Source organism: Arthrobacter sp. MP_M4 (genome assembly GCF_035984855.1).
GTDB lineage: Bacteria > Actinomycetota > Actinomycetes > Actinomycetales > Micrococcaceae > Arthrobacter.
Window position 1 is genome coordinate 34957 of the sequence record NZ_JAXCHX010000011.1, and the last position, 22614, is coordinate 57570.

The 22614-nt window shown below is 64.7% G+C and carries 24 protein-coding genes; 21 read left to right on the forward strand and 3 right to left on the reverse strand.

The genetic code is table 11. The annotated features are described in order from the left end of the window. Nucleotides 1-196: 196 nt before the first annotated feature. Together RCH15_RS10100 and RCH15_RS10105 are read right to left on the reverse strand one after the other, a co-directional pair. Entirely contained in the window at nt 197-886 is a 690-nt protein-coding gene (locus RCH15_RS10100) for a class F sortase (RefSeq protein WP_326960504.1), read from the reverse strand. A 23-nt stretch (nt 887-909) separates the two neighbouring features. After that, nucleotides 910-1410, reverse strand: a complete 501-nt coding sequence (locus tag RCH15_RS10105; RefSeq protein ID WP_326960506.1) for an excalibur calcium-binding domain-containing protein — start codon at nt 1408-1410, stop codon at nt 910-912. A gap of 384 nt (nt 1411-1794) precedes the next feature. Here RCH15_RS10105 and RCH15_RS10110 point away from each other — a divergent pair, with 384 nt between their 5' ends. The 14 genes from RCH15_RS10110 (at nt 1795) to RCH15_RS10175 (ending at nt 16239) form a co-directional block, all read left to right on the forward strand. Continuing rightward, nucleotides 1795-2520 carry a DUF4386 domain-containing protein gene (locus RCH15_RS10110; protein ID WP_326960507.1) on the forward strand — a complete coding sequence of 242 codons (726 nt, stop codon included), beginning with the start codon at nt 1795-1797 and terminating at the stop codon, nt 2518-2520. A gap of 189 nt (nt 2521-2709) precedes the next feature. Beyond that, nucleotides 2710-3822, forward strand: coding sequence for a DUF475 domain-containing protein (locus RCH15_RS10115; protein WP_326960509.1), 1113 nt, complete (start codon nt 2710-2712; stop codon nt 3820-3822). 52 nt (nt 3823-3874) lie between these two features. Beyond that, a complete protein-coding gene (locus RCH15_RS10120; protein WP_326960511.1) occupies nt 3875-4465 on the forward strand; it encodes a TerD family protein in 591 nt (196 codons plus the stop codon). A 61-nt stretch (nt 4466-4526) separates the two neighbouring features. Beyond that, on the forward strand, nt 4527-5108 hold the full coding sequence (locus tag RCH15_RS10125) for a TerD family protein (protein WP_326960513.1): 582 nt from the start codon (nt 4527-4529) through the stop codon (nt 5106-5108). A 70-nt stretch (nt 5109-5178) separates the two neighbouring features. After that, nucleotides 5179-5760 carry a TerD family protein gene (locus tag RCH15_RS10130; protein WP_326960515.1) on the forward strand — a complete coding sequence of 194 codons (582 nt, stop codon included), beginning with the start codon at nt 5179-5181 and terminating at the stop codon, nt 5758-5760. A 32-nt stretch (nt 5761-5792) separates the two neighbouring features. Then, the gene (locus RCH15_RS10135; protein ID WP_326960517.1) at nt 5793-6989 is read left to right on the forward strand and encodes a toxic anion resistance protein; all 1197 of its coding nucleotides are present in this window, start codon (nt 5793-5795) and stop codon (nt 6987-6989) included. 34 nt (nt 6990-7023) lie between these two features. Further along, nucleotides 7024-7542, forward strand: coding sequence for a hypothetical protein (locus RCH15_RS10140; protein WP_326960519.1), 519 nt, complete (start codon nt 7024-7026; stop codon nt 7540-7542). Next, nucleotides 7542-8093: a TerD family protein gene (locus tag RCH15_RS10145; RefSeq protein WP_326960521.1), complete on the forward strand. Its 552-nt coding sequence runs from the start codon at nt 7542-7544 to the stop codon at nt 8091-8093. Before RCH15_RS10140 ends, RCH15_RS10145 begins: the two co-directional genes overlap by 1 nt. A 2-nt stretch (nt 8094-8095) precedes the next feature. Continuing rightward, nucleotides 8096-9001 carry a hypothetical protein gene (locus RCH15_RS10150; protein WP_326960523.1) on the forward strand — a complete coding sequence of 302 codons (906 nt, stop codon included), beginning with the start codon at nt 8096-8098 and terminating at the stop codon, nt 8999-9001. Between the two features lie 32 nt (nt 9002-9033). Continuing rightward, nucleotides 9034-10215, forward strand: coding sequence for an HpcH/HpaI aldolase/citrate lyase family protein (locus RCH15_RS10155; RefSeq protein WP_326960525.1), 1182 nt, complete (start codon nt 9034-9036; stop codon nt 10213-10215). Further along, a complete protein-coding gene (locus tag RCH15_RS10160; protein ID WP_326960527.1) occupies nt 10212-12818 on the forward strand; it encodes a phosphoribosyltransferase domain-containing protein in 2607 nt (868 codons plus the stop codon). The genes RCH15_RS10155 and RCH15_RS10160 overlap by 4 nt, the downstream gene beginning before the upstream one ends. After that, nucleotides 12815-13699: an HAD family hydrolase gene (locus RCH15_RS10165; RefSeq protein WP_326960529.1), complete on the forward strand. Its 885-nt coding sequence runs from the start codon at nt 12815-12817 to the stop codon at nt 13697-13699. Before RCH15_RS10160 ends, RCH15_RS10165 begins: the two co-directional genes overlap by 4 nt. A gap of 100 nt (nt 13700-13799) precedes the next feature. Beyond that, entirely contained in the window at nt 13800-15236 is a 1437-nt protein-coding gene (locus RCH15_RS10170; protein WP_326960531.1) for a GmrSD restriction endonuclease domain-containing protein, read from the forward strand. Nucleotides 15237-15345: 109 nt separating this feature from the next. Then, nucleotides 15346-16239: a potassium channel family protein gene (locus RCH15_RS10175; RefSeq protein ID WP_326960533.1), complete on the forward strand. Its 894-nt coding sequence runs from the start codon at nt 15346-15348 to the stop codon at nt 16237-16239. A 20-nt stretch (nt 16240-16259) separates the two neighbouring features. On the opposite strand, the gene RCH15_RS10180 is transcribed toward RCH15_RS10175, so the two are convergent. Then, nucleotides 16260-16508: a hypothetical protein gene (locus tag RCH15_RS10180; protein ID WP_326960535.1), complete on the reverse strand. Its 249-nt coding sequence runs from the start codon at nt 16506-16508 to the stop codon at nt 16260-16262. A 117-nt stretch (nt 16509-16625) separates the two neighbouring features. Here RCH15_RS10180 and RCH15_RS10185 point away from each other — a divergent pair, with 117 nt between their 5' ends. The 7 genes from RCH15_RS10185 to RCH15_RS10215 all read left to right on the forward strand — a co-directional run bounded on the left by RCH15_RS10185 (nt 16626) and on the right by RCH15_RS10215 (nt 22606). Further along, entirely contained in the window at nt 16626-17384 is a 759-nt protein-coding gene (locus tag RCH15_RS10185) for a DinB family protein (RefSeq protein ID WP_326960537.1), read from the forward strand. A gap of 143 nt (nt 17385-17527) precedes the next feature. Beyond that, nucleotides 17528-18610: a glycerophosphodiester phosphodiesterase family protein gene (locus RCH15_RS10190; RefSeq protein ID WP_326960539.1), complete on the forward strand. Its 1083-nt coding sequence runs from the start codon at nt 17528-17530 to the stop codon at nt 18608-18610. Between the two features lie 109 nt (nt 18611-18719). Next, nucleotides 18720-19523: a heliorhodopsin HeR gene (heR, locus tag RCH15_RS10195; RefSeq protein ID WP_326960541.1), complete on the forward strand. Its 804-nt coding sequence runs from the start codon at nt 18720-18722 to the stop codon at nt 19521-19523. Nucleotides 19524-19641: 118 nt separating this feature from the next. Beyond that, entirely contained in the window at nt 19642-20838 is a 1197-nt protein-coding gene (locus tag RCH15_RS10200) for a TerC family protein (RefSeq protein ID WP_326960543.1), read from the forward strand. Nucleotides 20839-20921: 83 nt separating this feature from the next. Beyond that, nucleotides 20922-21374 carry an SRPBCC family protein gene (locus tag RCH15_RS10205; protein WP_326960546.1) on the forward strand — a complete coding sequence of 151 codons (453 nt, stop codon included), beginning with the start codon at nt 20922-20924 and terminating at the stop codon, nt 21372-21374. Between the two features lie 22 nt (nt 21375-21396). After that, complete coding sequence (locus RCH15_RS10210) at nt 21397-21783, forward strand: DUF1801 domain-containing protein (RefSeq protein WP_326960548.1); 387 nt, start codon at nt 21397-21399, stop codon at nt 21781-21783. Between the two features lie 142 nt (nt 21784-21925). Continuing rightward, nucleotides 21926-22606 carry a haloacid dehalogenase type II gene (locus RCH15_RS10215; RefSeq protein ID WP_326960550.1) on the forward strand — a complete coding sequence of 227 codons (681 nt, stop codon included), beginning with the start codon at nt 21926-21928 and terminating at the stop codon, nt 22604-22606. Nucleotides 22607-22614 lie beyond the last annotated feature (8 nt).

The window sequence follows — 22614 nt, forward strand, 5'->3', positions numbered from 1 at the left end:
GGTTCCTTCGGCTGGAACCCACGCACCGCCGTGGTGATCAACGCCGGATTCCGCCGAGGGCGAGCACACGAACCCGCAGTGGACACGATGCGAAAGGCAGGCCTGCCCATCTCCGCCGTGCACCCCCGTGCTGTCCGGGGCGGACCACTGCTCTGATCGCGATGGTTGCGGTGGCGGAGTGGCGGATGTCCGTGCTCTAGGGCAGGGACGATAGTAGCTTCGCAAAAACTACGTAGTTGTCATCAAAGAGTCCGGTTGCGGGGTCGTAGCCGTCGCACGTAATTACGCGGAGCTCTGACCCTTCCGTGTCCCCGTAGACAGTTTCCGAAGGAAAAGCATCCTTTGCAAAAGGTTCTCCACGGTAGAACTCGAAGACCGCCGTCGACCCGTCTGCACGTGCAACTTCCAATGTGTCCCCGCCTTTTAAGCGGCGCAAGTTGGCGAAGACCCCCGGTCCGCCGCCGACTGCGTTTACGTGTCCCAGCAGAACTGCCGGTCCACGTTCTCCCGGCGTTGGGGAACCGTTGTACCAACCGGCCGGCGCGGTCGGTCCGTCGGGCGGGACTTCCAGAGATCCATCGGCCCGTAAGCCGAGCTGTAGAAGCGTGGACTGCTGACGAACGGACGGAATGTTTAGTGAAACCGGCGCCGAGGCTGCCAACACGGGCGACTGTGTCGTTGCTACATCGGAGAGCCCCGCCGCGGACGGCTCGACCGGCCCCGCTGTCGCAGTGGCGGAGAACGCAACTGAAGACGGCACTTCCGGGCCGGACGATTGCATCGGCGTGGCAGTAGAGCAGCCCGTGAGAATTAAAAGGGCAATCCCCGCAGAGACCAAGCGGCCTCTGCGGGAACTCCTTCTGGAACTAATCATTCGAGAAAGCATGTCCGATCAGTTCGTAGGTGAAATTACGCGTTGCGGCGTCGAACGACAAAGGTGCCGGCCGCTGCGGCAGCCAAGACCAGGCCACCCCCGAGCGCAAGGACGGCGGAGTTGTCGGTGCTCTTGACTGCTACACCTGTGTCCGCACCTCCAACGGGAACCCGTACGATCTGCTTTGCAGCTACCGGAGCCTTCGTGGCCACGGGGGCCTTCGGAGCCACCGGAGCCTTGGGAGCCACCGTGGCTACGGGCTTGGGAGCCACCGTGGCGACGGGCTTGGCAACGAGCCCGGCCACGATGGAAGCATCGTAGGCCGGCGTGCCCGGCGCGTCGCATCCGAAGCCGTCGTTGTTGCGGTCGAGCTTAGGTGCGTAACCGGGTGTGCCCTTGGGAATGTTGTAGACACCCACCGCTGCTGCTGCGTCACAGTTCTGGAATGGCAATGTCACTGCCATGGCGGGCGTAGCAGACAGGGCCGAAAGCCCAACGACTGCTGCGAAGGTGAGACCTGCTGTGGTTTTTTTCATGATTCCCCATATTCATGCGGTGCGATAGTTAACGTTCGAAGTGTATGTGATAGATCACACTCGGAAGGTCATGGTCTCCACGGAGCCGGCACAATCCTGTCTCCATGACGTTTATGTGACTGGTTGCGGCTCAGGGCTGGACAGCCAGTGCCGCCGTCAGAACGCGAATTGCCTGGGTGTAGAAGCAATGAGGTCATGGGTCGCGCCAACGGCCGGCATTCGACGCCATGCGACCGATGCCGGCGGAACACCAAGCTCTTGACCAGCGTTCGCCCGAGCACGACACTGGGACCCAGTTGAAGGTCGGCACAATTGACGCCACGGCCAAACAACTGGGCGGGCAATCGCTCGCCGGCCATTGCGCCACCAACGGAAGGCATTCCGGTGACTTCAACGAGGAAGACCGCACTCGTGGCAGGTATCTTCTACCTGATTACCTTTGTTTCGATTCCCACGCTCACACTGTACGGTCCCGTGAAGGGCGCGGACTTTGTCATCAGCTCCACCACCAACACGGGCGCGCTCTGGGGAGGCTTGCTCGAGGTAATCGTCGGTCTCGCTGGAATCGGCACCGCCGTCGCGCTGTTCCCGGTCGTCAAACGGCAAAACGAAAGCATGGCGCTGGGCTTCGTCGCCAGTCGCACAATTGAAGCCGCCATGATCTTCGCCGGCGTCGCGAGCATCCTTTCGCTCGTTGCCCTGCAGCAACCCGGTGTCTCCGGAGCGGGCGCGACCTCGTTGACCACTATGGGCTCCGGACTCGTCGCCTTCTATAACGGCACATTCCTGCTCGGACAGAGCCTCATGCCAGCAGTGAACGCTGTGTTGTTGGGAACCTTGCTGTACCGCTCGCGCCTCGTACCGCGTGTCCTCCCCTTGCTTGGGCTCATCGGAGCTCCCCTGCAGTTCACGGCCGTCATCCTCACGATGTTCGGCCTCCTCGACCGAATCTCCCCCGTGACCCTGGTCGCCGCGCTCCCGATCGCTCTCTGGGAGTTCTCGCTGGGCCTTTGGCTGGTCTTCAAGGGCTTTAAGCCGGCACCCATTACAAACGCAATGATCGGCACCGTCGACGTCGACAGGCCTGCCAGCCGAACCGACTCCCACTAGCTCGCCGCGGACAGACCGGTAAAAGTTCCGGGTTCATCCCTTAGCCAAAAATCAGCGATCACAGGACAAAGCGACGTAGGGTGCGGATAGGATAGACCCACGAAGTCTTGGGGGATAACTTCCGGGATGTTGCTCGCCGTCCTGCCGTTACTAACGGGTAGGACCTGTCGTTCCAGGAGTGGTTCAAGCTTGATCCTCAAGACATTCGGATGGTCGTTCGCGGTCACCATCATCGCGCTGATTATCGCCTTTCTTTATGGCGGGCCCGAGGCGCTGGTCCTCTGCCTCATCCTGGGCATCCTTGAAATCAGCCTGAGCTTCGACAACGCCGTCGTGAACGCACGCATCCTTGAAAAGATGAACCCGTTCTGGCAGAAGATGTTCCTCACCGTCGGCATCATCATCGCCGTCTTCGGCATGCGCATCGTCTTCCCGCTCCTGATCGTGTCTGTCACCGCCGGCTTGAACCCTGTGCAAGCGATCACGCTGGCAATGGAAAAGGGCGACCCCAACACCCCGGGTTCCTACGGGTACCTGCTCCACGAAGCGCACCCGCAAATTGCCGCGTTCGGCGGATTGTTCCTCCTGATGCTGTTCCTGGACTTCATCCTGGCCCACCGTGACATCAAGTGGATCAAGTTCCTTGAAATCCCGCTGGCCCGGCTCGGCAAGCTTGAGGGCGCATCCGTGATCATTGGCATGGCGGCACTGGCCATCGCCGGAGCCGTATCCGGTGAAAAGCAGGCCATCGTTCTCCTCTCGGGTTTGCTGGGCATGATCACCTACTTCCTGGTGAACGGCCTCGGAAACCTCTTCGACGTGGACCAGGACGGCGACGTCGACGCGGATGACGCCGCGCTGATGGCCCACACCGGCCCCTCCGGCACCGCCAAGCTGGCCGGCAAAGCTGCCTTCATGCTCTTCCTCTACCTGGAAGTCATCGACGCGTCCTTCTCGTTCGACGGCGTGATCGGCGCCTTCGCCATCACCTCCGACCCCATCATCATTGCGCTGGGCCTCGGCTTCATCGGCGCAATGTTCGTCCGCTCCCTGACGGTCTTCCTGGTCAGGGAAGGAACCCTGGACGAATACGAGTACCTCGACCACGGCGCCCACTGGGCCATCGGCGCACTGGCAGTCATCCTGCTCATCACCATCGTGACGCCCATCAACGAAATCATCACCGGCCTCATCGGCGTGGTCTTCATCGGCGCCGCCTTCACCGGATCGGTCATGCGCAACCGGCGCGCCAGCGCCGCCGAACAGGACAAAACTCTTGAGCCAGCAGACGTGAACAGCTAGCTCGCCAGCAGTAAGTACGACAAAAGCCACGACTAGGAAAGCGAGTAAATCAATGGGTTTGAGTTTGCAAAAAGGCCAGTCACTGTCACTCACCAAGCAGAACGGCGAGTCCCTGACGAACGTCCGCCTGGGTCTTGGGTGGGACTCCGCCGTCCCGGCCAAGAAGGGCTTCTTCGGCGGCTCGAAAACCGTGGAGATCGACCTGGATGCCTCGGCCCTGATGTTCGACGCCGAAGGCAAGCACCTGGACACGGTCTTCTTTAACCAGCTCACCAGCAAGGACGGCGCCGTCCGCCACACGGGCGACAACCTTACCGGCGAAGGCGACGGCGACGATGAGACCATGATGGTCAACCTGCCCGCCGTCTCACCGGCCGTCCAGAACATCGTGTTCGTCATCACCAGCTACAGCCAGCAGACATTCGACATGGTCAAGAATGCGTTCTGCCGGGTCATCGACGACTCGGTTGCCGGCAGCCCGGAGGTCGCCCGCTATTCGCTCACCGAGTCAGGCCAGAACACTGCCATGGTGATGTCGAAGCTGTCCCGGACCGGCAACGCCTGGACCTTCCAGGCGATCGGCACGCCGGCCAACGGCCGCACGGCCGGGGAAGTCCTCGGCGCCGCGGCCTCCGCCCTGTAACCCCGCCGGACCCAGCCCCTCTCCAGCCCTGTCGAACGCACCCACACTGAAGGAGCACCTCTTGTCCAGCCTGACTCTGAGTAAGGGCAGCAATCTGTCCCTGACAAAAGCCGACCCCGGACTCCGGAAGGCCATGATTGGCCTCGGCTGGGACCCGCGAACAACTGCCGGCGAGCAGTTTGACCTGGACGCCTCGGCGATCCTTGTCCGCGCGAACGGCAAAGTGCGCTCGAACGACGACTTCATTTTTTACAACCAGCTGTCCTCTCCGGACGGCTCTGTGGTCCACCAGGGAGACAACCGCACCGGCGAAGGTGAGGGAGATGACGAACAGGTCCTCATCGACCTCGACACCGTGGCCCGGGACATCGAAAAGATCGTCATCGTCGTGTCGATCGATCAGGCGGAGGCCCGGCGGCAGAACTTCGGCCAGATCCGTGACGCGTTCTGCCGGGTTGTGAACCAGGAGACGGACAACGAAATCGTCCGCTACGACCTGACCGAGGATGCAGCCGCGGAAACGTGCATGATTTTCGCGGAAATCTACCGCAACAACGGCGAGTGGAAGTTCCGTGCCGTTGGCCAGGGCTACGCCTCAGGCCTCCGCGGCGTAGCCACGGACTTCGGCATAGCACTGGATTAGGAGCTGGGCGGTCCGGGAAGCCCGGACCGCCCCATCACCCATCCACCCAGACTTTACAAGGAGATTAATCATGGCAGGACTGACCCTCACCAAAGGCAGCAACCTCTCCCTGACCAAGACCGATCCGGGGCTGAACAAGGTCCTCGTCGGGCTGGGCTGGGATCCCCGCACCACCACCGGCGACGCCTTCGACCTGGATGCCTCGGCACTCCTGCTGGGCGCGGACGGCAAGGTCCGCAGCTCCGCGGACTTCATTTTCTATAACCAGCCGGCCGCCGCCGACGGTTCTGTCGTCCACAAGGGGGACAACCGCTCCGGTGATGGCGACGGCGATGACGAAGTGATCGCCGTCGAGCTCTCCGCTGTTGGTGCGGACGTGGAGCGGATCGTCTTCGTAGTTTCGATCGATCAGGCGGAGGCCCGCCGGCAGAACTTCGGCCAGGTGCGTGCCGCGTACTGCCGTGTGGTCAACCAGGAAAGCGAAGCGGAAGTAGTCCGCTACGACCTCAGCGAAGACGCGGCGCCGGAAACCTGCATGATCTTCTCCGAGCTTTACCGGCACAACGGCGAGTGGAAGTTCAAGGCCGTCGGCCAGGGCTACGCCACCGGCCTCGCGGGAATTGCCGCGGACTTCGGCGTCCAGCTCGGCTAAGAGCCCGAGACCTAAGAAAGAGAGAAGCAATAATGAGCATGCAACTCACCCCGCCTGAAGCGTCGGCCTCGAACCCCCTCGTGCTGGACGCACCGGCCTCCGTCGAGATCGTCAAAGCGGACGACGCCCCGGGCATGGTCCCGGTTCCGGCCGAACGACAGCAGGAGATCAACGCCCAGGCGCGGGCCTTCGTGAGCGAAGTGTCGGCGATGAGCCCGTTCAGCCCCGAGTACTCCAGCAAGATCGACGGCATCAACCGGATCGCTGGCCAGCAGCTCGTGGCATCCGCCAGCACCTCAAGCCGGCTCCTGGAGCGGTCATCCACGTCGCTGGCCGGTGCGAAGAAGTCCGGCAGCAGCGCCCAGGTGCAGGTTGCCTCAACGCTCGGCGAACTCCGCTCCACCGTGGAGGACCTGACGCCGAGCAACGCCGACCTGAGCGTGGGCCGGAAGATTCTGGGCATCATTCCGGGCGGCAACAAGCTCGCGAAGTATTTCCAAAAGTACGAGAGCGCGCAGACCCAGCTCGACAAGATCATCAAGTCCCTGATGGCGGGCCAGGACGCCCTCCTCAAGGACAACGCCTCCCTTGCGCAGGAAAAGACCCAGCTGTGGGAGACCATGCAGGCGCTGAGCGAGTACGCGGTCTTTGCCAAGGCCCTGGATACAGCGACGGCCAGCAAAATCGATGAAATGAAGATGCAGGGCCAGATCGAGGAGGCGGGCAAACTCGACGCTGACGTGCTCTACCCGATCCGCCAGCGACACCAGGACATTCTGACCCAGCTGGCCGTCTCGGTTCAGGGCTACCTGGCCATCGACATGATCCGCAAGAACAACACCGAGCTGATCAAGGGTGTTGAACGAGCACGCACGACGACGATCTCCGCGCTGCGGACCGCCGTCATCGTGGCCCAGGCACTGGCGAACCAGAAGATGGTGCTGGATCAGATCGACGCCATCAACACGACGACGAACAACATGATCCTCAAGACGTCCGAGATGCTCAAGGATCAGACCGCACGGATCCACCAGCAGGCGGCGAGTTCCGGTGTCAGCGTGGAAACGCTGCAGAAGGCGTTCGACAACGTGTTCCAGACCATGGATGCAATCGACACCTTCCGCTCCCAGGCAAACAAGAACATGGAAGGCACCGTGCAGGCCCTCGAAACCGGGCTGGAACGGGCCCGTCCCTACCTGGACAGGGTACGGCAGCAGGAAGGGAATTAGTGGTCATCAGCCCTGAGCAATAGGCTTACGGGCTATGGTCGCAAAATTCTTAGGTTCGCTGTTCGGCGGCGGAGCGGTACCCCGCTCCGCCGCCGTCGCCGGCGCCGAATCTCCTCCCACCGATCCGGCAGCAGACGAGCTGGCAGCCACTGCTGGCGCGCTCGAGGAGCTCCGCCGGATGGTACTGGCCAACGGCGCCGAGCTGCCTCCGCTCGTGGGGTCCCAGGTGCTGCAGTTGGCCGATATCCTGCGCGCCCTCATCGGCTACATTGACCGGTCGGGGGCGTCCACCGAGCAGCGGGTCCTGCTGAACGCCGTCATCACGGACTACCTGCCGTCCCCGCTGCGGGCATACCTCATGCTGTCCGCCGGGTCGCGGCGGGACGACTCCGCCGAGACGTCCGTGCTGCTGGAACAGATCGACATGCTCTACTCCACCGTCAAAAACCTGGACAACCAGGTGCGAACGGGTGCCATTACGGAACTGGCAGTCCACGGCCAGTTCCTCCGGGACAAGTTTAATGTTGATGGTCTTCATCTGGAAGGAAGCTGATGGCTTCTATGGTCGCCGGCAGCAACGCCGCCCTCACTGCTGAGAACCCCGGTCTGGCGACGGTCCTGCTGGGAATCGGCTGGGACATGGTTCCCAGCCGTGGTCCGCAAGCCGAACTGGTCCCCATGGTGATCATGTGCGGCGCCGACGGCCGCGCCGTTTCGGATGACCACCTGGTGTTCTTCAACCAGATCGCCAGCCCGGAAGGCAGCATTTCCTTCGCCGGAACAGAAGACCACGAACAGATCGACGTCGACCTCACCCGGGTGCCCGAGACGGTGCACAAGATCGTCGTGCTGCTTTATGTGGATCCGGAGGTGCGGGGGCCCGGGACCTTCGGACCGGTCAAGAACGCCTATTTGCGGGTCGCGACCGACCAAAACCGGGAGCTCCTTCGTTTCACGGTGCCGCGGGGAAACCTCGACAAAATCAACGCGATGATCCTCGGCGAGCTTTACCGGCACTCCGGGGGCTGGAAGTTCCGGGCCCTCGGCCAAGGCTATGAGGCCGGGCTCGCCGCTGTTGCCGCCGACTTCAAGTTGAAACTCTGACTATGGCGTTGAACAGAACCGCGGTGCGGACCGACATCGGATACCTCACCCGGCGCCGTAAGCCCGTTGCTCAGCCCGGGCCCGAGCAGCTTCCTGCCCAGAGCGCGGCCACCCCGCCTGCCTCCGGGTTGACGCTCGGCGGCAGCACGCCTGCTTCCACCGGCTTGTCTCTCGGCGGCCGCGCACCAGCGGCAGACTCCCCCAGCCCCACGGGGCTGACCCCTGGCGCCAGCACGCCTGCTTCCACCGGCTTGTCCCTCGGCGGCCGCGCACCAGCGGCAAACTCCCCCAGTCACACCGGGCTGACGCTCGGCGCCACCCCGGCGCCCGCGCCGTCCACAAGCCGCCCCGCAACAGCGGCTACCCGCCCCCGGGCCGCCGCGTCGGCGTCGGAACGGTTGTTCCCTGCCCCGGAGTTCGGCAGCCTGCGCGAGCTGGATGCAGAGAACCCGGTGGTCCGACTGAACTCCCGGCAATCCGCGATTGGTTCCCTTCTGGTGGCCGGGGTCCGCTCCGTGGCCTGGGAGGACGCCCAGCTCACCACGGGCGCCCACCACGCAGAGGGGCACCTGGCCGGCACCGCCGTCCGCACTCCCGGGAACCGGCCCCTCGCCGGCGTTCAGGACGGGGCCGGCATCGTGTCCCTGCGCCACGTCCGGTTGCTGCGCCGCGCCCTGTTTATCGCGGGCGAGGCTCCGCTGACGGTTGGAGTCTTCGACGGCGCTGCCGCCGCGGTGGCTGCCCGGAACCCTGCGGGGCTGCGGAGCGTTTTGTATGCAGTGCGGGTGGGCGCGGTCCTCGAGCTTCGCGCCGAGTTCGTGCCCGCAGACGCCTCCGACGCAGCCATCTGGGCCATGTTCGGTTTCACCATGACCATTCCGCTGGACCAACGGGTCCACCAGCGCTAGTACGGACGCTCACTACTGCCACCTAGGGGACGATGCAGCACTTCAAAGCCTTGACCGAATCCGTCAAGGATCGGCTTTTCCACCTGCGCCCTGAACACCTCCACCGCACCTCGGACCCCGGTATGCTCGCCGTCGCCCTCGGTGCCACCCTGTACTCGCCGGCCACAAGGAGTGCATTGGCAGCCGGAATCCGGAAACAGGCCGACGCCGGCTGCCTCAGCACTGTGATCTGCCTCGAAGACGCCGTTCCGGACGAGGAAGTGCCCGCCGCGGAGCAGAACCTGCTCGCCGCCCTGGCCGACCTGGCTCTGGAGGATCCTGCTGCGCTCCCGCTGATCTTTATCCGGTGCCGCACTCCCGAACAGCTGCTCGACGTCGGCCGCCGGGCAGGTGCCAACCTCAGCGTGGTCTACGGCTTTGTCCTGCCCAAGTTTGAGAACGAAACAGGCCGCGGGCGAGCCTTTCTGGATGCGCTGAGGCTGCTGAACGAAGAAGCCGGACGCACCGGGGCGCCACAGCACCAGCCGCTGATGGCGATGCCGATCATCGAGGACCTGTCCACCACGCACCTGGAATCACGGGTCCGGGTGCTGACAGACAACCTGGCCCTGATCGAAGAGTTCCGGGACGTGGTGCTGTGCGTCCGGATCGGTGCCACGGACATGTCCAGTGCTTTCGGCCTGCGGCGTTCCCGCGACTTGACCATCTACAACGTCAAGGTCGTGGCGAACATCATCGGCGACGTCGTGAACATCTTTGGCCGCCCCAGCAACGGCTGGGTCATCACCGGTCCGGTCTGGGAACACTTCGTCAACACCGAACGGGTCCTGCGGCCGCAACTGCGCTCCACGCCGTTCGAGGCCGCCAACGAGGGCGCACTCCGCAAGCGCATCCTGATGGCCAATCTGGACGGCCTGATCCGCGAGATTGAGCTGGACCTGGCCAACGGGCTGCTGGGCAAGACCGTCATTCATCCCACCCATGTACCCGTGGTGCACGCCATGTGCGTGGTGAGCCACGAGGAATACCTCGACGCCCTGGACATCACCGGGGACGCACGGGGCGGGGTGAAGGCATCGTCCTACGGGAACAAGATGAACGAGGTGAAGCCGCATCGGGCCTGGGCGGAGCGCACGCTGCTGCGGGCCAGGGCGTTCGGGGTCGCCCGGCCAGGAGTCAACTTTGTCGAACTACTGGAAGCGAGCATGCGGTGAAGCAACTCTCGACGGCTGCCCCCTGGAGCGGCGGCTACGTGCGCGAAGCCCTCGGCGTCGACATCGCCTCTGACCCCGGCACCAGCCTGCTGCCGGTACAGGCACTCGTCGGGCTGGCACTGCGGCGCAATCCTAAGCGGGCCCACCTGCTGGTCTCCCGGGTCCTGGCCAAGCACGTCCCCACCGAACCCGGCATCGTCACGTCAGCGGGGCAGCTGCTGGGACTCCTGGTCCGCCGCGAACTCGATCCTCCCGCCGACGCCGGGCGCCTGACCGACGTTATCGAGGAGGCAGCGGCCATGCTGGAGCGGCTGCTGGACCCCGTGGCCCCGACAGCCCCCGGAACCGTGCCCGACGTCGACAGCCGTACCGCCCGGCTGGCGGACCTTGCGGCGCTGGGTGAATTCCTGGTTGGAGAACAGACGGAACGTCCCGGCGTCGTGACCCTCGGTTACGCGGAGACCGCCACCGGGCTGGGCCACCTGGTGGCCGGACAGCTGGGCACGTACTACCTCCACTCCACCCGGCAAGACAGCTGCGGAATCGAGCCGTATGGCGCCTTTGAGGAGACGCATTCCCACGCAACCTCCCACCAGCTGCTCCCGACCAGCCGCGCGGCCCTGAATCAGGCCGGCACCGTGGTCTTGGTGGACGACGAGCTCAGCACCGGCGCCACCATCATCAACACCATCCGCGATTTGCACGCAACCGCCCCGCACGGCCACTACGTCGTCGCGTCCCTGGTGGACCTGCGCACCGCGGCCGACCGGGACCGCTTCGAAGAACTGGCCCGCGAACTCGGCACCCGGATCAGCGACGTGGCGCTGGCACAGGGAAGCATCGAGTTGCCGGAGACTCTCGCCGCGGACGCGGCGGAACTGATCACCGCTCTCCTCCTCCCGCCCGCAGCGGCCCCCTCCCCGGCTGAGGTGCAGCTCATGGACCTCACCGGCATCGTGCCGCCGATCCGCAGCGCCCGGTTCGGCGTCGCCGGCTGTCCGGACCCGGACCAGGCAGCACTCATCGCGGACATCTTCGCCGCCGACCTCGGCAGCAGCACCGGCCGCCGGGTGCTGGTCCTGGCTACGGAGGAATTCATGGCCCTGCCGCTGGCGGTGGCCACCCGGCTCCAGGACCTGCGCCCCGACGCCGACATCCGCTATTCCACCAGCACCCGCTCGCCGATCGCCGCGGTGGATGACCCGGGTTATGCTATCCGGTCCGCGGTTTCCTTCGGCAGTGCCGGCGACTCCGCTGACGGTCCCGGGCCGCGGTTTGCGTACAACCTCGCGCACCCTGACGGACGCTTCGACTCAGTGCTGATTCTGGCCGAACCCGGCACCGCCGCGGCCGGATTGCTGGGCCCCGGCAACATCGCCGAGGCCGTCGCCGGCGTCGCCGCCGACGTCCGGCTGGTCGCGCTGCCCGCGCAACCGCCCTTCCCGACGCCGCTGCGCGGCCCCGCGTTCGGCTCCTATCCGCCGGAGGACGTGCAGTGGCTGCTGAAGGACCTGAGTGCCGCGCAGCTGGAAGCTCCCAAGGAAGAACGTGAGGCTGCGATCCAGTCCGGCAAGGCCAGCTACGCAGAGTCTTTGCCGCAGGAATTTGAACCGTCACCCGAGTACGGCGCCTTGTTCCAGTCCGCCCTGGAGGGCTCCGCCGTCCGGATCGCACACGCCGTCGGAACGCTCACCGAGCAGGTCCTGAAACTGCGCGGCAACGTACCGGTCCTGGTGTCCCTCGCCCGCGCCGGAACCCCCGTCGGCATCCTGATGAAGCGGTGGGCGCAGGAATTCCACGGCCTGGACCTGCCGCACTATGCCCTCAGCATCGTCCGCGGACTTGGCATCGACCAGACCGCGCTCAGCTACCTCGCCTCCCGGCACCGTCCGGAGGACATCATGTTCGTGGACGGCTGGACCGGCAAGGGGGCCATCGCACGCGAGCTCGCCGCCGCCGTCGACCTCTTCCGGGAAACGGACGGGGCCAATTTCCGGCCGGACCTGGCCGTGCTGGCGGATCCCGGGCACTGCGTCCGGATTTTCGGCACGCGGGAGGACTATCTGGTGCCGTCGGCCTGCCTGAACTCGACCGTCTCCGGCTTGGTCTCCCGCACGGTTTTCAACAAGGCGCTGATCGGACCGGGCGATTTCCACGGGGCCAAGTTCTACTCCGAGCTCTCCGGCAGCGACGTGTCCGGCGACTTCCTGGCCGCCGTCACGGCCCGGTTTGCCGACGTCCGCGACGACGTCCTGCAGGCCGCAACCCACGCGCCGTCGGACATTTCAGCGCTGCCGGAAGCAGATTGGTCCGGGTGGGCCGCCGTCGAGGACATCAGCCGCAGCTTCGGCATCAACAACGTGAACCTGGTCAAACCGGGTGTTGGCGAAACCACCAGGGTGCTGCTCCGCCGCGTGCCATGGAAGGTGCTGGTGCGCCCGGATGCCGTATCCGAGCTCGCCCACGTGCTGCATTTGGCCGAACAGCGCGGCGTCGAGGTCCTCAGCGTTCCGGACCTGGCCTACAGCTGCGTGGGACTGATCCATCCGCTGCACACGCCGGGAGCTACCGGCGCCGATGGCAAGGCGGTGGTGGACGTATGAGTAACACTTCAACCGCTGCCCCGGTGATGGTGGCCAGCGACCTGGACCGGACGCTGATCTACTCGGCGAACTCGATGGCGCTCGAGGGCAGTGACCACCAGGCACCGCGGATGGTGGTCGCCGAGGTTTACGACGCAGCACCGTTGTCCTTCATGACCCGGGCCGCCGAGGACATGCTGGAAGACATCGTGGAGCGGAGTGTCTTCGTGCCTGTCACCACCCGCACGCAGGCCCAGTTCTCCCGGGTGCGGGTACCAGGCTTCGGGCAAGGGTACGCCGTGACGACCAATGGCGCCGTCCTGCTGCACGACGGCGAGCCGGACGCCGACTGGTCACGGCACATCCAGCGGTCACTGGGCTCCGATTGCGCTCCGCTGAGCGAAGTGCTGGAGCACCTCACCGGCAACACAGCGGACCCCGCCATCCTGCGGGTCCGGACCGCTGAGGACTTCTTCGCCTACTCGATCGTGGACCGACAGGCGTTGCGGCCCGGTTATCTGGACGAGCTCGACGCTTGGTGCGAGGACCGCGGGTGGACGACATCCTTGCAGGGGCGAAAGCTCTACTGCGTGCCGGCTCCGATCACCAAGGAAGCCGCCGTGGCCGAGGTCCGGCGCCGAAGCGGGGCGGGATTGCTCGTTGCCGCCGGTGACTCCAGGCTGGATGCAGGGTTTCTCGACTTGGCAGACATCGCTATCCGTCCCGCGCACGGCGAACTCGAAAGCGACGGCTTTTCCCGGCACCATTTGACCGTGACGTCGGCATCCGGGGTGCTGGCAGGCGAGGAAATACTCCGCTTTGTCAGCGGCCTCCTGGCGGATTCGGAAAGTTCCGCCCGCATTGCCGCAGCCAGTGCAACTTCGCCTGCTATTCCTGGGTAAGAACTCGAGGAATGACCATATACTCCAGGAGACGCCACCTAGCGTCAAAGGTCTGGCCTCCAGCGATGGTGCTGATGGGCCGAGAAACTTGGGGATACAAATGAATAGCAACCGATGGTCTAAAGGCAAGCCGGATTCGTACTACGCGCCGCAGTCCCAGAAGCCGAAAGTCTCAACATTCATTGTCGGAGCTCTGGCTTTGGCTTCCGCAGCATTGGGTGCTGCCAACGGCGGAGTGGGCGGAGCGTTGATTTTCTTGGCCATCTTTGCCGCGCTCACCGGCCTCTACGTCGCAGCCACGGGACGTCGGTCATGGTCACGATTGCCGGGCAGCCGGAAAGTTGGCGGCGTCGTTCTTGCTGGCTCTCTAGTGCTCTTCGTCATCGGCGGCATAACGCTGCCGCCCCGGTCGGCGGAGAGCTTCGCTGCCCACGCGGCATCCGAGAACGAAAAACGAGCAGCAGCAGAAGCGTCCCGCGCCGCCTCCTCGTCACCGTCCCCCTCCGCCGTTCCCTCCCCCACGCCGTCGCCCTCGCCCTCGCCCTCGGCGAAAAATACGGGCGAACCGCTGGACCCTGAGAACGTCACGGAACTTGCCGAGGGCATCAGCTACACCGCTCCGAAGAAACAACCGGGCTACGCCACCAAAGCACTGGACCTTCTGGCCGTCCTATCCGTCAAGGAAGCATCGTCTTCATCCGGATACGGCGCCCGGGTCAGCTTCGGTCAGGCGTGGGCAGATGTGGACCGGAACGGGTGCGACACCCGGAACGATATCCTCAAACGCGACCTGACCGACGTCGTTTTCACCGCCAACTCGACCTGCAGGGTGGCGAGCGGTACCCTTGCCGACCCTTACACCGCTACGACCATCCGCTTCCAAAGAGGCCCCGAAACCGGCAGCGCTGTTCAGGTGGACCATGTGGTCGCGCTGGGTGACGCATGGAAGAAGGGTGCCCAGCAGCTCACCGGCGTGCAGCGCATGGCCTTCGCCAATGATCCCCTGAATCTGCAGGCGACGGACGGGCCGATTGACGTGCAGAAAGGTGACAGCGACGCCGCCACATGGCTGCCGCCAAACAAGGACTACCGCTGCGAGTACGTGGCCCGTCAGATTTCCGTCAAGGCCACCTATGACCTGTGGGTGACTCAGGCCGAGCACGATGCCATGGCAACCGTCCTGCTGGGTTGCGCCGGTCAGTTGGTTCCGACCAACGAGAAGGAGGTCGCGGTGGTCGCGTCCGCCGACCAGGCCGCAAACGACGCGGCTAAAGCAGTCGTCGTGGTCCCCGAACCCGCGGCACCCGCGCCAGCACCCACCTACGTCGCACCGGCTCCCGCACCGTTCGTAGCGCCTGCCCCTGCTCCAGCGCCAGCGCCGGCGCCGGCTCCGTACGTGCCCCCGGCACCGGCTGCTGCCCACTACGCCAACTGCGCCGCGGTCAGGGCTGCCGGGGCAGCGCCGATTCGGATCGGCCAGCCAGGCTACAGCCGTTCACTCGACCGCGACGGCGACGGCGTGGGCTGCGAGAAGTAGAGGCCAGCGAGGGCTCCCGCCGCGCCCTGGACTGCGGGTTTCCCCTGTTCGTCGCCGGGCCCGGGGCGGTTTTGTCATCGGGCCCCGGGTGCCGCCCATAGGATGAGGCATGGACTTTGAGGACACGCTCTGGACGGTTTTAGGGGCCGGGCTGGTTCTGCTGATGCTCGTTGACGTCTTTCGTACGCTGCTTTATCCGCACGGTTCCGGTCCTGTGGGCCGGGCGATCATGCGTGCGTTCTGGCTGGTGTCGAGAAAGCTGCGGGGCCGCGGCTCCATCATCGCAGCGCCCTTGGCCATGGCCGCTGTCATCGGCGCCTGGGCGGGCCTCGCGGCCATCGGCTGGGCCCTGCTGTATCTGCCCCATCTGACGACCGGATTCGTCCACGGAGCGGGGGTGCCGCAGCAGCGCGACTTCGCCGAAGCGCTCTACATCTCCCTGGTCACGCTTTCGACCGTGGGGTTTGGCGAAATTGTGCCGGCGCATCCGCTGCTCAGGCTGGTTGTGGCCCTCCAGGCCGTCACGGGTTTCGGGTTGCTGACAGCAACGGTCACCTGGATCCTGCAAATGTACCCAGCCCTCAACCGCCGCCGGGCCCTCGCCCACGAGCTAAACCTGTTCAGGGAGGCTGCCGGTCCTGCGGGTCTCTTGTCCCTGGAACCGCGGCATGCTGCCGGGCTGCTGGAGTCCATGGCCGGCAACGTGGCTCTGGTGAGCATAGATCTGCTGGCGTTCCATGAAACCTATTACTTCCGTGAAGTCGAGCAGCGCGGCTCCCTCCCGGACACAGTCGCCTACGCCCAGGAGCTGGCATCCCAGGCCCAGCTCAGCGAGAACCCTGAACTCCAGTTCGCCGGGCGGATGCTTCACGCGGCGCTGGACGGACTCGCAGACGTTCTTCGCGGCAAATTCGGGCATTCAGGAACGACCTCTTCAGATGTCTTCGACAGCTACGAACTGCACCACCGGCACCTGCCGGGCGGGGAACCGGACACGCGCTAGCGTCCTGGCCATCGCCGAATCTACCATTTGGCTCTCTCCATGAGCTGGGTAAACAAGGCCATCAGTGGCGGACCGGCAATTACCAGAAGTACCGCAATCCCAACGACCGAAAGCAGGACGAAGATCACCCACCCCTTCGCGTTCCCGCGTTCTCGATGGTCGTCGCCGGAAAAGTTCTTCTGCCGCCGCAACGACAAGACGACGGGCCGCCTCGGCATCCTGCTGAACGCCAAGGCCAGCAGAGTTCGTGTGATTTTGCTGCTCTTCACGATGCAGTCCTTTCACGTACCTCGTAGCCCTCGGGCCCATGCGAAGCCCGGGGCTCGCATTCTCGTCCTACGTGCTTTGGGTTTCCTTGAGTCCAAGGAACGTGGCACAGTGCTGCCATGGCAGCCTTCAGTCACTCCGATGACCTTCAGGGCGCAGAATTCACCGACGTGAACCTGCGGGGAGCCCGGTTCGTCCGGTCCGATCTTTCCAGCGCCGTAATGCGCGGGGTGGACGTGACGGGAGCCGATATCGACGCTCCGTGGCTGTTCGACGGCGGAGGCTTCTTGCGCATCAACGGCGTCGACGTTGCGCCTTTCGTCGACGCCGAACTCAACCGCCGCTTTCCCGGCCGAGCCGAGCGGCGCGCTCCACATCCGGAGGGTCTACGTGCGGCATGGGAGATGCTGGAGCGTTCCTGGCAGGCCACACTTGAGCGCGCCGCCGCTATGCCGGCCGGAACGGTCGACATCTCGGTAGACGGCGAGTGGTCCTTCGCCCAGACGTTGCGGCACCTGGTCATGGCCACCGACACGTGGCTTCGCAAAGCGGTCCTGCAGATCGAGCAGCCCTACCACCCGATCGGTCAGCCGAATGCGGAGTATGGGACGGACGGATACGACACGTCGGTCTTCGCGACGGTTGCACCGTCGTATGCCGAAGTACTCGAGGTCCGGGCAGGCCGGCAGGCCATGGTGCGCGACTACCTCGCCGCCGCGACCCAGGACCGGCTGTCCCAAAAGCGCCGGAACCCCTGGGCCCCGGAAATGCCGGTGACAGTCCTCTCCTGCCTGCACACGATTCTCAACGAGGAGTGGGAGCATCTTCGCTACGCCATCCGTGACCTCGACGCGATCGGGGCGGGGCCGCGCACCTGAACACCGGGTCGACGAGACGGGTGACGATGAAGTGTTCACCCGGGGTCCAGTTCCCCGAACACGGCAGTCCATGTCGCCTCTCTAGGGTTGTCGGGTCGCCGGCGCTGCGCCGGCAATGATCACACCCAGGAGGAACCATCCCCATGCGCACAGTCCTGACTGCCGCGGCCGCCGCCGCGCTCATCGCTGCCCTGGCGGGCCCCGCCGTCGCCGCCCCATCCGCCGAAGCCGGCTCCGCGCCGTCGTCGCACGCTGCCGGAAAGACTGACGAAAAGACAGCCACCGGCGTCAAGACCAACGAGCGTAACGGTTCCTTCGACTTGCAGGCACACCGCGGAGGCCGCGGCGAGTGGACCGAGGAGTCCCTGTCCGCGTTCGCCAACGCGCTGAAGCTGGGCGTGACCACTCTGGAGCTGGACACCCACCTGACCAGCGACGGCAAGGTCATCGTCTGGCATGACGACACCATCCAGGCCGACAAGTGCAAGGACACCGCACCGGCATCGCCGGGGGACGCCGCGTTCCCGTATGTCGGGGACCGGGTTGCCGAGCTCTCGCTCGCCCAGGTCAAGACGCTGGACTGCGGGTTCACCCAGCTGACGGGCTTCCCGGAGCAGGACGTGATCGAGGGCAACCGGATCGCCGAACTCAAGGACGTGTTCCGGCTGGTGCGGAAAGCCGATGCCGGGAAAGTCCGCTTTAACGTCGAGACGAAGGTGGAGGACGGGAAGTCCGGCGGCGAGGGCATGGTGGCCCTGACCAAGGCAGTGGTCGCGGAGATCCAGGGCTCCGGCATGGCGGACCGCACCACGGTGCAGTCGTTTGACTGGTCGTCGCTGAACCTGACGAAGAAGCTCGCCCCCACGCTGCCGCTCGTCGCCCTGTCCAGCGGCGACGCTTGGCTCGAAGTGGGTAAGCCCGGCGCCAGCCCCAACCTCGGCGGCATCGACATCGACACCTATGGCGGTTCCCTCGCCAAGGCCGCAGCGGCCCAGGGCTACGACGCCGTCTCCCCCGCCTTCCGCTCCGTCACCCCGGCGATGATCGCCGAGGCCCACGGGCTCGGGCTGCCGGTGATCCCGTGGACCGTCAACACCGTGGCGGACATGAACCGGCTGATGGACCTCGGCGTGGACGGCATCATCACCGACTACCCCACCCGCCTGCGCACCGTGACGGAAGAGCGCGGACTGAAGCTGCCCAAGGCTTACGCACCGAAGGCCTGACAACAATTCGATGACGGTAGCAGTCAGGCGTATAGGTGTGATCCCGCACGGGCGCCTGACTGCTATCGTGGGCATCACAGAGTGTTTGGCCGTTCATCGAGGAGCACCCATGGCGCGCACACCCAGGACTGCCGATGACAGCATTCGCCGTCTTCGCCCGTATAACCTCGTAGCCGGCTCTCTGCACCTCGTCCAGGCCATCGGCTTTGCCATCATCCTCACCATGCTGAGCACGCAGGTGACTTTCGGTGTGACGGCGGACTACCTGGCGGGCCCTCCCGGCTTCCCCGTTCCACCTGAGCGCGTGGAGCTCTTTGCCGTCAATGTGGGTGCCGGTGTTGTCGTGTTCCTCGCCCTCTCAGCGCTCTTCCACTTCGCCGTCGCGTCGCCCCTTTTCTTCCCGCGCTACGGTGCCGGGCTCAGAGCGAACCACAACTACTTCCGCTGGGTCGAGTACGCGCTGAGTTCCTCTGTAATGATCTGGCTCATCGCCCAGACAACAGGCATCACCGATATCGCCGCCCTGATCTCACTCTTCGCCGCCAACGCCGCGATGATTGGCTTCGGGGCACTGCAGGAAAAGTACGAGAAGCCCGGCAGCGGCAATTTCCTGCCCTTCGTCCTGGGGTCAATGGCCGGGGTGGTGCCCTGGATCGTGATCCTGATCTATTTCCTTTCCCCCGGATCGACGAGCACGGTGGGGCCGCCAGCCTTCGTCTACGGCATCATCATCTCGCTGTTCCTGTTCTTCAACACTTTCGCGATTAACCAGTGGCTCCAATACCGCCAGGTGGGGCCATGGCGTGACTACCTCTATGGCGAACGGGTGTACATCACTCTTAGCCTCATCGCCAAGACCGCCCTCGCATGGCAGGTGTTCTCGGGCGCCATCATCCCGGCGCTGACCAACTGAGGGCACTGCGGCACAGTTTTCGTAAAACGCCGGCATTCCGGCACTGGACGGGCATGACACTCGTTTGCAGGGTGACCAGCCCCCGCCGACCATACCGGCCGACACCAAATGAGGCAGCATGCAAGTCCCCACCATTGTCTGGATATTCACGATCATCGGAATAGTGGGCCTGCTGGCCTTCGATTTCTTTTTCCACGTCCGCAAGGCCCATACCCCCAGCCTTCGCGAATCAGCCATCTGGTCTTCGATCTACGTCGGCGCGGCCCTCCTGTTCGGCGTCGGGGTCTTGATTTTCGGCGGCGTGGACATGGGCACGGAGTACTTCGCCGGCTACGTCACGGAGAAGGCCCTCTCCGTTGACAACCTCTTCGTCTTCCTCATCATCATGGCCAGCTTCCGGGTCCCCCGCGCCGACCAGCAGAAGGTGCTGCTCTTCGGAATCGTCTTCTCCCTGATCGCCCGGACGGCGTTCATCTTCCTCGGCGCCGCCCTGATCAACAGCTTCTCCTGGGTGTTCTACATCTTCGGCCTCATCCTGCTGCTCACCGCCGGCAACCTGCTCCGGCCCCACTCGCACGACGACGACTCCGACCCTTTGGTGGTCCGCCTCGCCAAGAAGTTCCTCCCCGCCTCCTCGCACTACGACGGCGACAAGCTTTTCACGGTCGAAAACGGCAAACGCGTCCTCACCCCGATGCTCCTGGTGATGGTGGCCATCGGCGGAACAGACATCCTGTTCGCGCTGGACTCCATTCCGGCGATCTTCGGCCTGACCCAGAACGTCTATGTGGTCTTCACAGCCACCGCGTTCTCCCTGATGGGACTGCGGCAGCTGTTCTTCCTCATCGACGGCCTGCTGGACCGGCTCATCTACCTTTCCTACGGCCTCGCCGCCGTGCTGGGCTTCATCGGCGTCAAACTCGTCCTGCACGCCCTCCACGAGAACACCCTGCCGTTCATCAACGACGGCGAACACGTCAAAGTCCTCGAGATCAGCACCGGCGCCTCACTCCTGGTGATTCTCGGAGTCCTCACGTTCACCGTCCTGGCGTCTATCTTCAGCCCGAAGGGCAAGGCGAAGAACGCCGTCTCGGGCGCCAAGCGGCACGCCACGGACTACCTCGACCTCACCTACGAGACCGACATAACGGAGCGGGAACGCATCTTCGCCAAGATGGTCAGCGAAGAAGCTCAGCTCCGGGCCCTGCCGGAGAAATACAAGCGGCTTATCCACCACGAAACCGAGTTCAAGGACCTGATCCGCCGCGCCCACGCCCAGCACGACGACGCCCTGCAGCGGGAGGCCCAGCGCTAGGCCGCGGCCGACACATAACTACAGGGTGTCCCGCAGGGCCCGCTTCCCTTCCACCAACGTCCGCCGGGTGCCACAGTTGGAGAATGAACGAAGGAACCGGTGGGCTGGTTTTGAACCTGGAATTCACGCTCGAAGCCCGCCCGGAAGAGGTCTTCCAGAAGCTGACCGAACCAACCGAACTGGTGGCGTGGTGGGGCCCGCACGGCTTCACCATCCCCGCAGCGGAGGTAAACCTCGCGGTAGGAGGCCGGTACCGGTTCAGCATGACGCCGCCGGACGGCGAACCGTTCCACCTCTCGGGCGAGTTCCAGGAGATCGATGCCCCGTGGCGGCTGGCCTACACCTTCCGCTGGGAGGAACCCGCGCCCGACGATCAGGAAACCCTCGTTGAAATTTCCCTCCTAAACGCCGGCGACGGCACGCGGTTAGTACTCTTACAGGGACCGTTCCGCACAGAGGAGCGGCTGGACCTGCACCGCAACGGGTGGACCGAATCTCTCGAGAAACTGCGGGCAGTCCTTGGTGGCCGCAAGTGAGGCAGCGGGGCATAATTTCACCATGGCTGACCCGAGAGTTGACCAGTACATCAGCGGCCTGCCGCCGTGGCAGCAGGACATTTGCCAGCAGGTACGCGAGCTGGTCCACGCCGCCGACCCCGCCGTCGAGGAAACCATCAAGCGCTCGGTCCAGCCGTATTTCGTCCTGGACGGGAACATCTGCGCCCTCCTCGCCGCGAAAGACCACGTCAACGTCTTCCTTTACGACGGCGGCATCGTGCCGGATCCGGACCACATCATCACCGCCGGTCACGCCAACAAAACAGCCCGCACGGTTGCTTTCCATGAGGGCGAGGCTGTGAACAAAGAAGCTCTTGTCACAATGTTCAAGGCCATCATTGCCAACAACCGGGCGGGCGGCTGGCGCAAGATCAAGCTCGGCGAGTAGGCGTGCTGCTGACAGAGCAGCTTCAAGCTCGGCGAGTAGGCGTGCTGCTGACAGAGCAGCTTCCACGCCCCCAGGCTGTTCCCTCGCCGGCGGGAAACCTGCAGACTGGAACAAGCGCGCCGCCTAAACCCCTGGGAGAACCATGAGCACCGCCCCGCCCGTTGTGGTCTTTGACGTCAACGAGACCCTTTCCGACATGTCGGCCCTTGGGCAGCGGTTCAGCGACGTCGGGGTGCCTGCCGAACTGGCCAAGCTCTGGTTCGCTACTCTGCTGCGCGACGGTTTCGCCCTCACAGCCAGCGGCGATAATGCATCGTTTGCGGACATCGGAGCCGACGTGCTGCGCCGGCTTCTTACCGGCACGGAGCTTGACCGCCCCCTCGACGCCGCTGTGGACCACGTTCTGAACGGCATGGCCGGGCTGGCGGTGCATCCGGACGTTCCTGACGGAATCCGGGCACTCTCCGCAGCCGGTTTCCGGCTGATCACCCTGAGCAACGGATCGGCCCGCATCGCCGAGAAGCTGTTCAGCGAGGCGGGAATTCGGGATCGGTTCGATTTGCTCCTCTCCGTCGAAGATGCGCCCTGTTGGAAGCCTGCCCGGGCCTCCTACGACTACGCTGCTGCAGCCGCCGGGACGGAGCCCACCGGGATGCTGCTGGTGGCCGTCCATCCGTGGGACATCCACGGCGCAGCCCGCGCGGGGTTGCGCACGGCCTGGCTGAACAGGAACGGTGAACCCTACCCCCAGCACTTCCGGGCCCCGGATATCACCGTGACCGCCCTGACCGACCTTCCGGCGGCCCTGGCCGCAGAGCTCTGAGTCGTTCA

What these genes read in the sequence shown, in the direction of transcription:
- RCH15_RS10120 (WP_326960511.1), top strand. Translation starts at nt 3,875, where the DNA reads ATGGGTTTGAGTTTGCAAAAAGGCCAGTCACTGTCACTCACCAAGCAG.
- RCH15_RS10145 (WP_326960521.1), top strand. Translation starts at nt 7,542, where the DNA reads ATGGCTTCTATGGTCGCCGGCAGCAACGCCGCCCTCACTGCTGAGAAC.
- RCH15_RS10150 (WP_326960523.1), top strand. Translation starts at nt 8,096, where the DNA reads ATGGCGTTGAACAGAACCGCGGTGCGGACCGACATCGGATACCTCACC.
- RCH15_RS10200 (WP_326960543.1), top strand. Translation starts at nt 19,642, where the DNA reads ATGCAAGTCCCCACCATTGTCTGGATATTCACGATCATCGGAATAGTG.
- RCH15_RS10135 (WP_326960517.1), top strand. Translation starts at nt 5,793, where the DNA reads ATGAGCATGCAACTCACCCCGCCTGAAGCGTCGGCCTCGAACCCCCTC.
- RCH15_RS10100 (WP_326960504.1), bottom strand. Translation starts at nt 886, where the DNA reads ATGCTTTCTCGAATGATTAGTTCCAGAAGGAGTTCCCGCAGAGGCCGC.
- RCH15_RS10105 (WP_326960506.1), bottom strand. Translation starts at nt 1,410, where the DNA reads ATGAAAAAAACCACAGCAGGTCTCACCTTCGCAGCAGTCGTTGGGCTT.
- RCH15_RS10175 (WP_326960533.1), top strand. Translation starts at nt 15,346, where the DNA reads ATGGACTTTGAGGACACGCTCTGGACGGTTTTAGGGGCCGGGCTGGTT.
- RCH15_RS10140 (WP_326960519.1), top strand. Translation starts at nt 7,024, where the DNA reads ATGGTCGCAAAATTCTTAGGTTCGCTGTTCGGCGGCGGAGCGGTACCC.
- RCH15_RS10205 (WP_326960546.1), top strand. Translation starts at nt 20,922, where the DNA reads ATGAACGAAGGAACCGGTGGGCTGGTTTTGAACCTGGAATTCACGCTC.
- RCH15_RS10170 (WP_326960531.1), top strand. Translation starts at nt 13,800, where the DNA reads ATGAATAGCAACCGATGGTCTAAAGGCAAGCCGGATTCGTACTACGCG.
- RCH15_RS10165 (WP_326960529.1), top strand. Translation starts at nt 12,815, where the DNA reads ATGAGTAACACTTCAACCGCTGCCCCGGTGATGGTGGCCAGCGACCTG.
- RCH15_RS10215 (WP_326960550.1), top strand. Translation starts at nt 21,926, where the DNA reads ATGAGCACCGCCCCGCCCGTTGTGGTCTTTGACGTCAACGAGACCCTT.
- RCH15_RS10130 (WP_326960515.1), top strand. Translation starts at nt 5,179, where the DNA reads ATGGCAGGACTGACCCTCACCAAAGGCAGCAACCTCTCCCTGACCAAG.
- heR (WP_326960541.1), top strand. Translation starts at nt 18,720, where the DNA reads ATGGCGCGCACACCCAGGACTGCCGATGACAGCATTCGCCGTCTTCGC.
- RCH15_RS10185 (WP_326960537.1), top strand. Translation starts at nt 16,626, where the DNA reads ATGGCAGCCTTCAGTCACTCCGATGACCTTCAGGGCGCAGAATTCACC.
- RCH15_RS10155 (WP_326960525.1), top strand. Translation starts at nt 9,034, where the DNA reads ATGCAGCACTTCAAAGCCTTGACCGAATCCGTCAAGGATCGGCTTTTC.
- RCH15_RS10190 (WP_326960539.1), top strand. Translation starts at nt 17,528, where the DNA reads ATGCGCACAGTCCTGACTGCCGCGGCCGCCGCCGCGCTCATCGCTGCC.
- RCH15_RS10210 (WP_326960548.1), top strand. Translation starts at nt 21,397, where the DNA reads ATGGCTGACCCGAGAGTTGACCAGTACATCAGCGGCCTGCCGCCGTGG.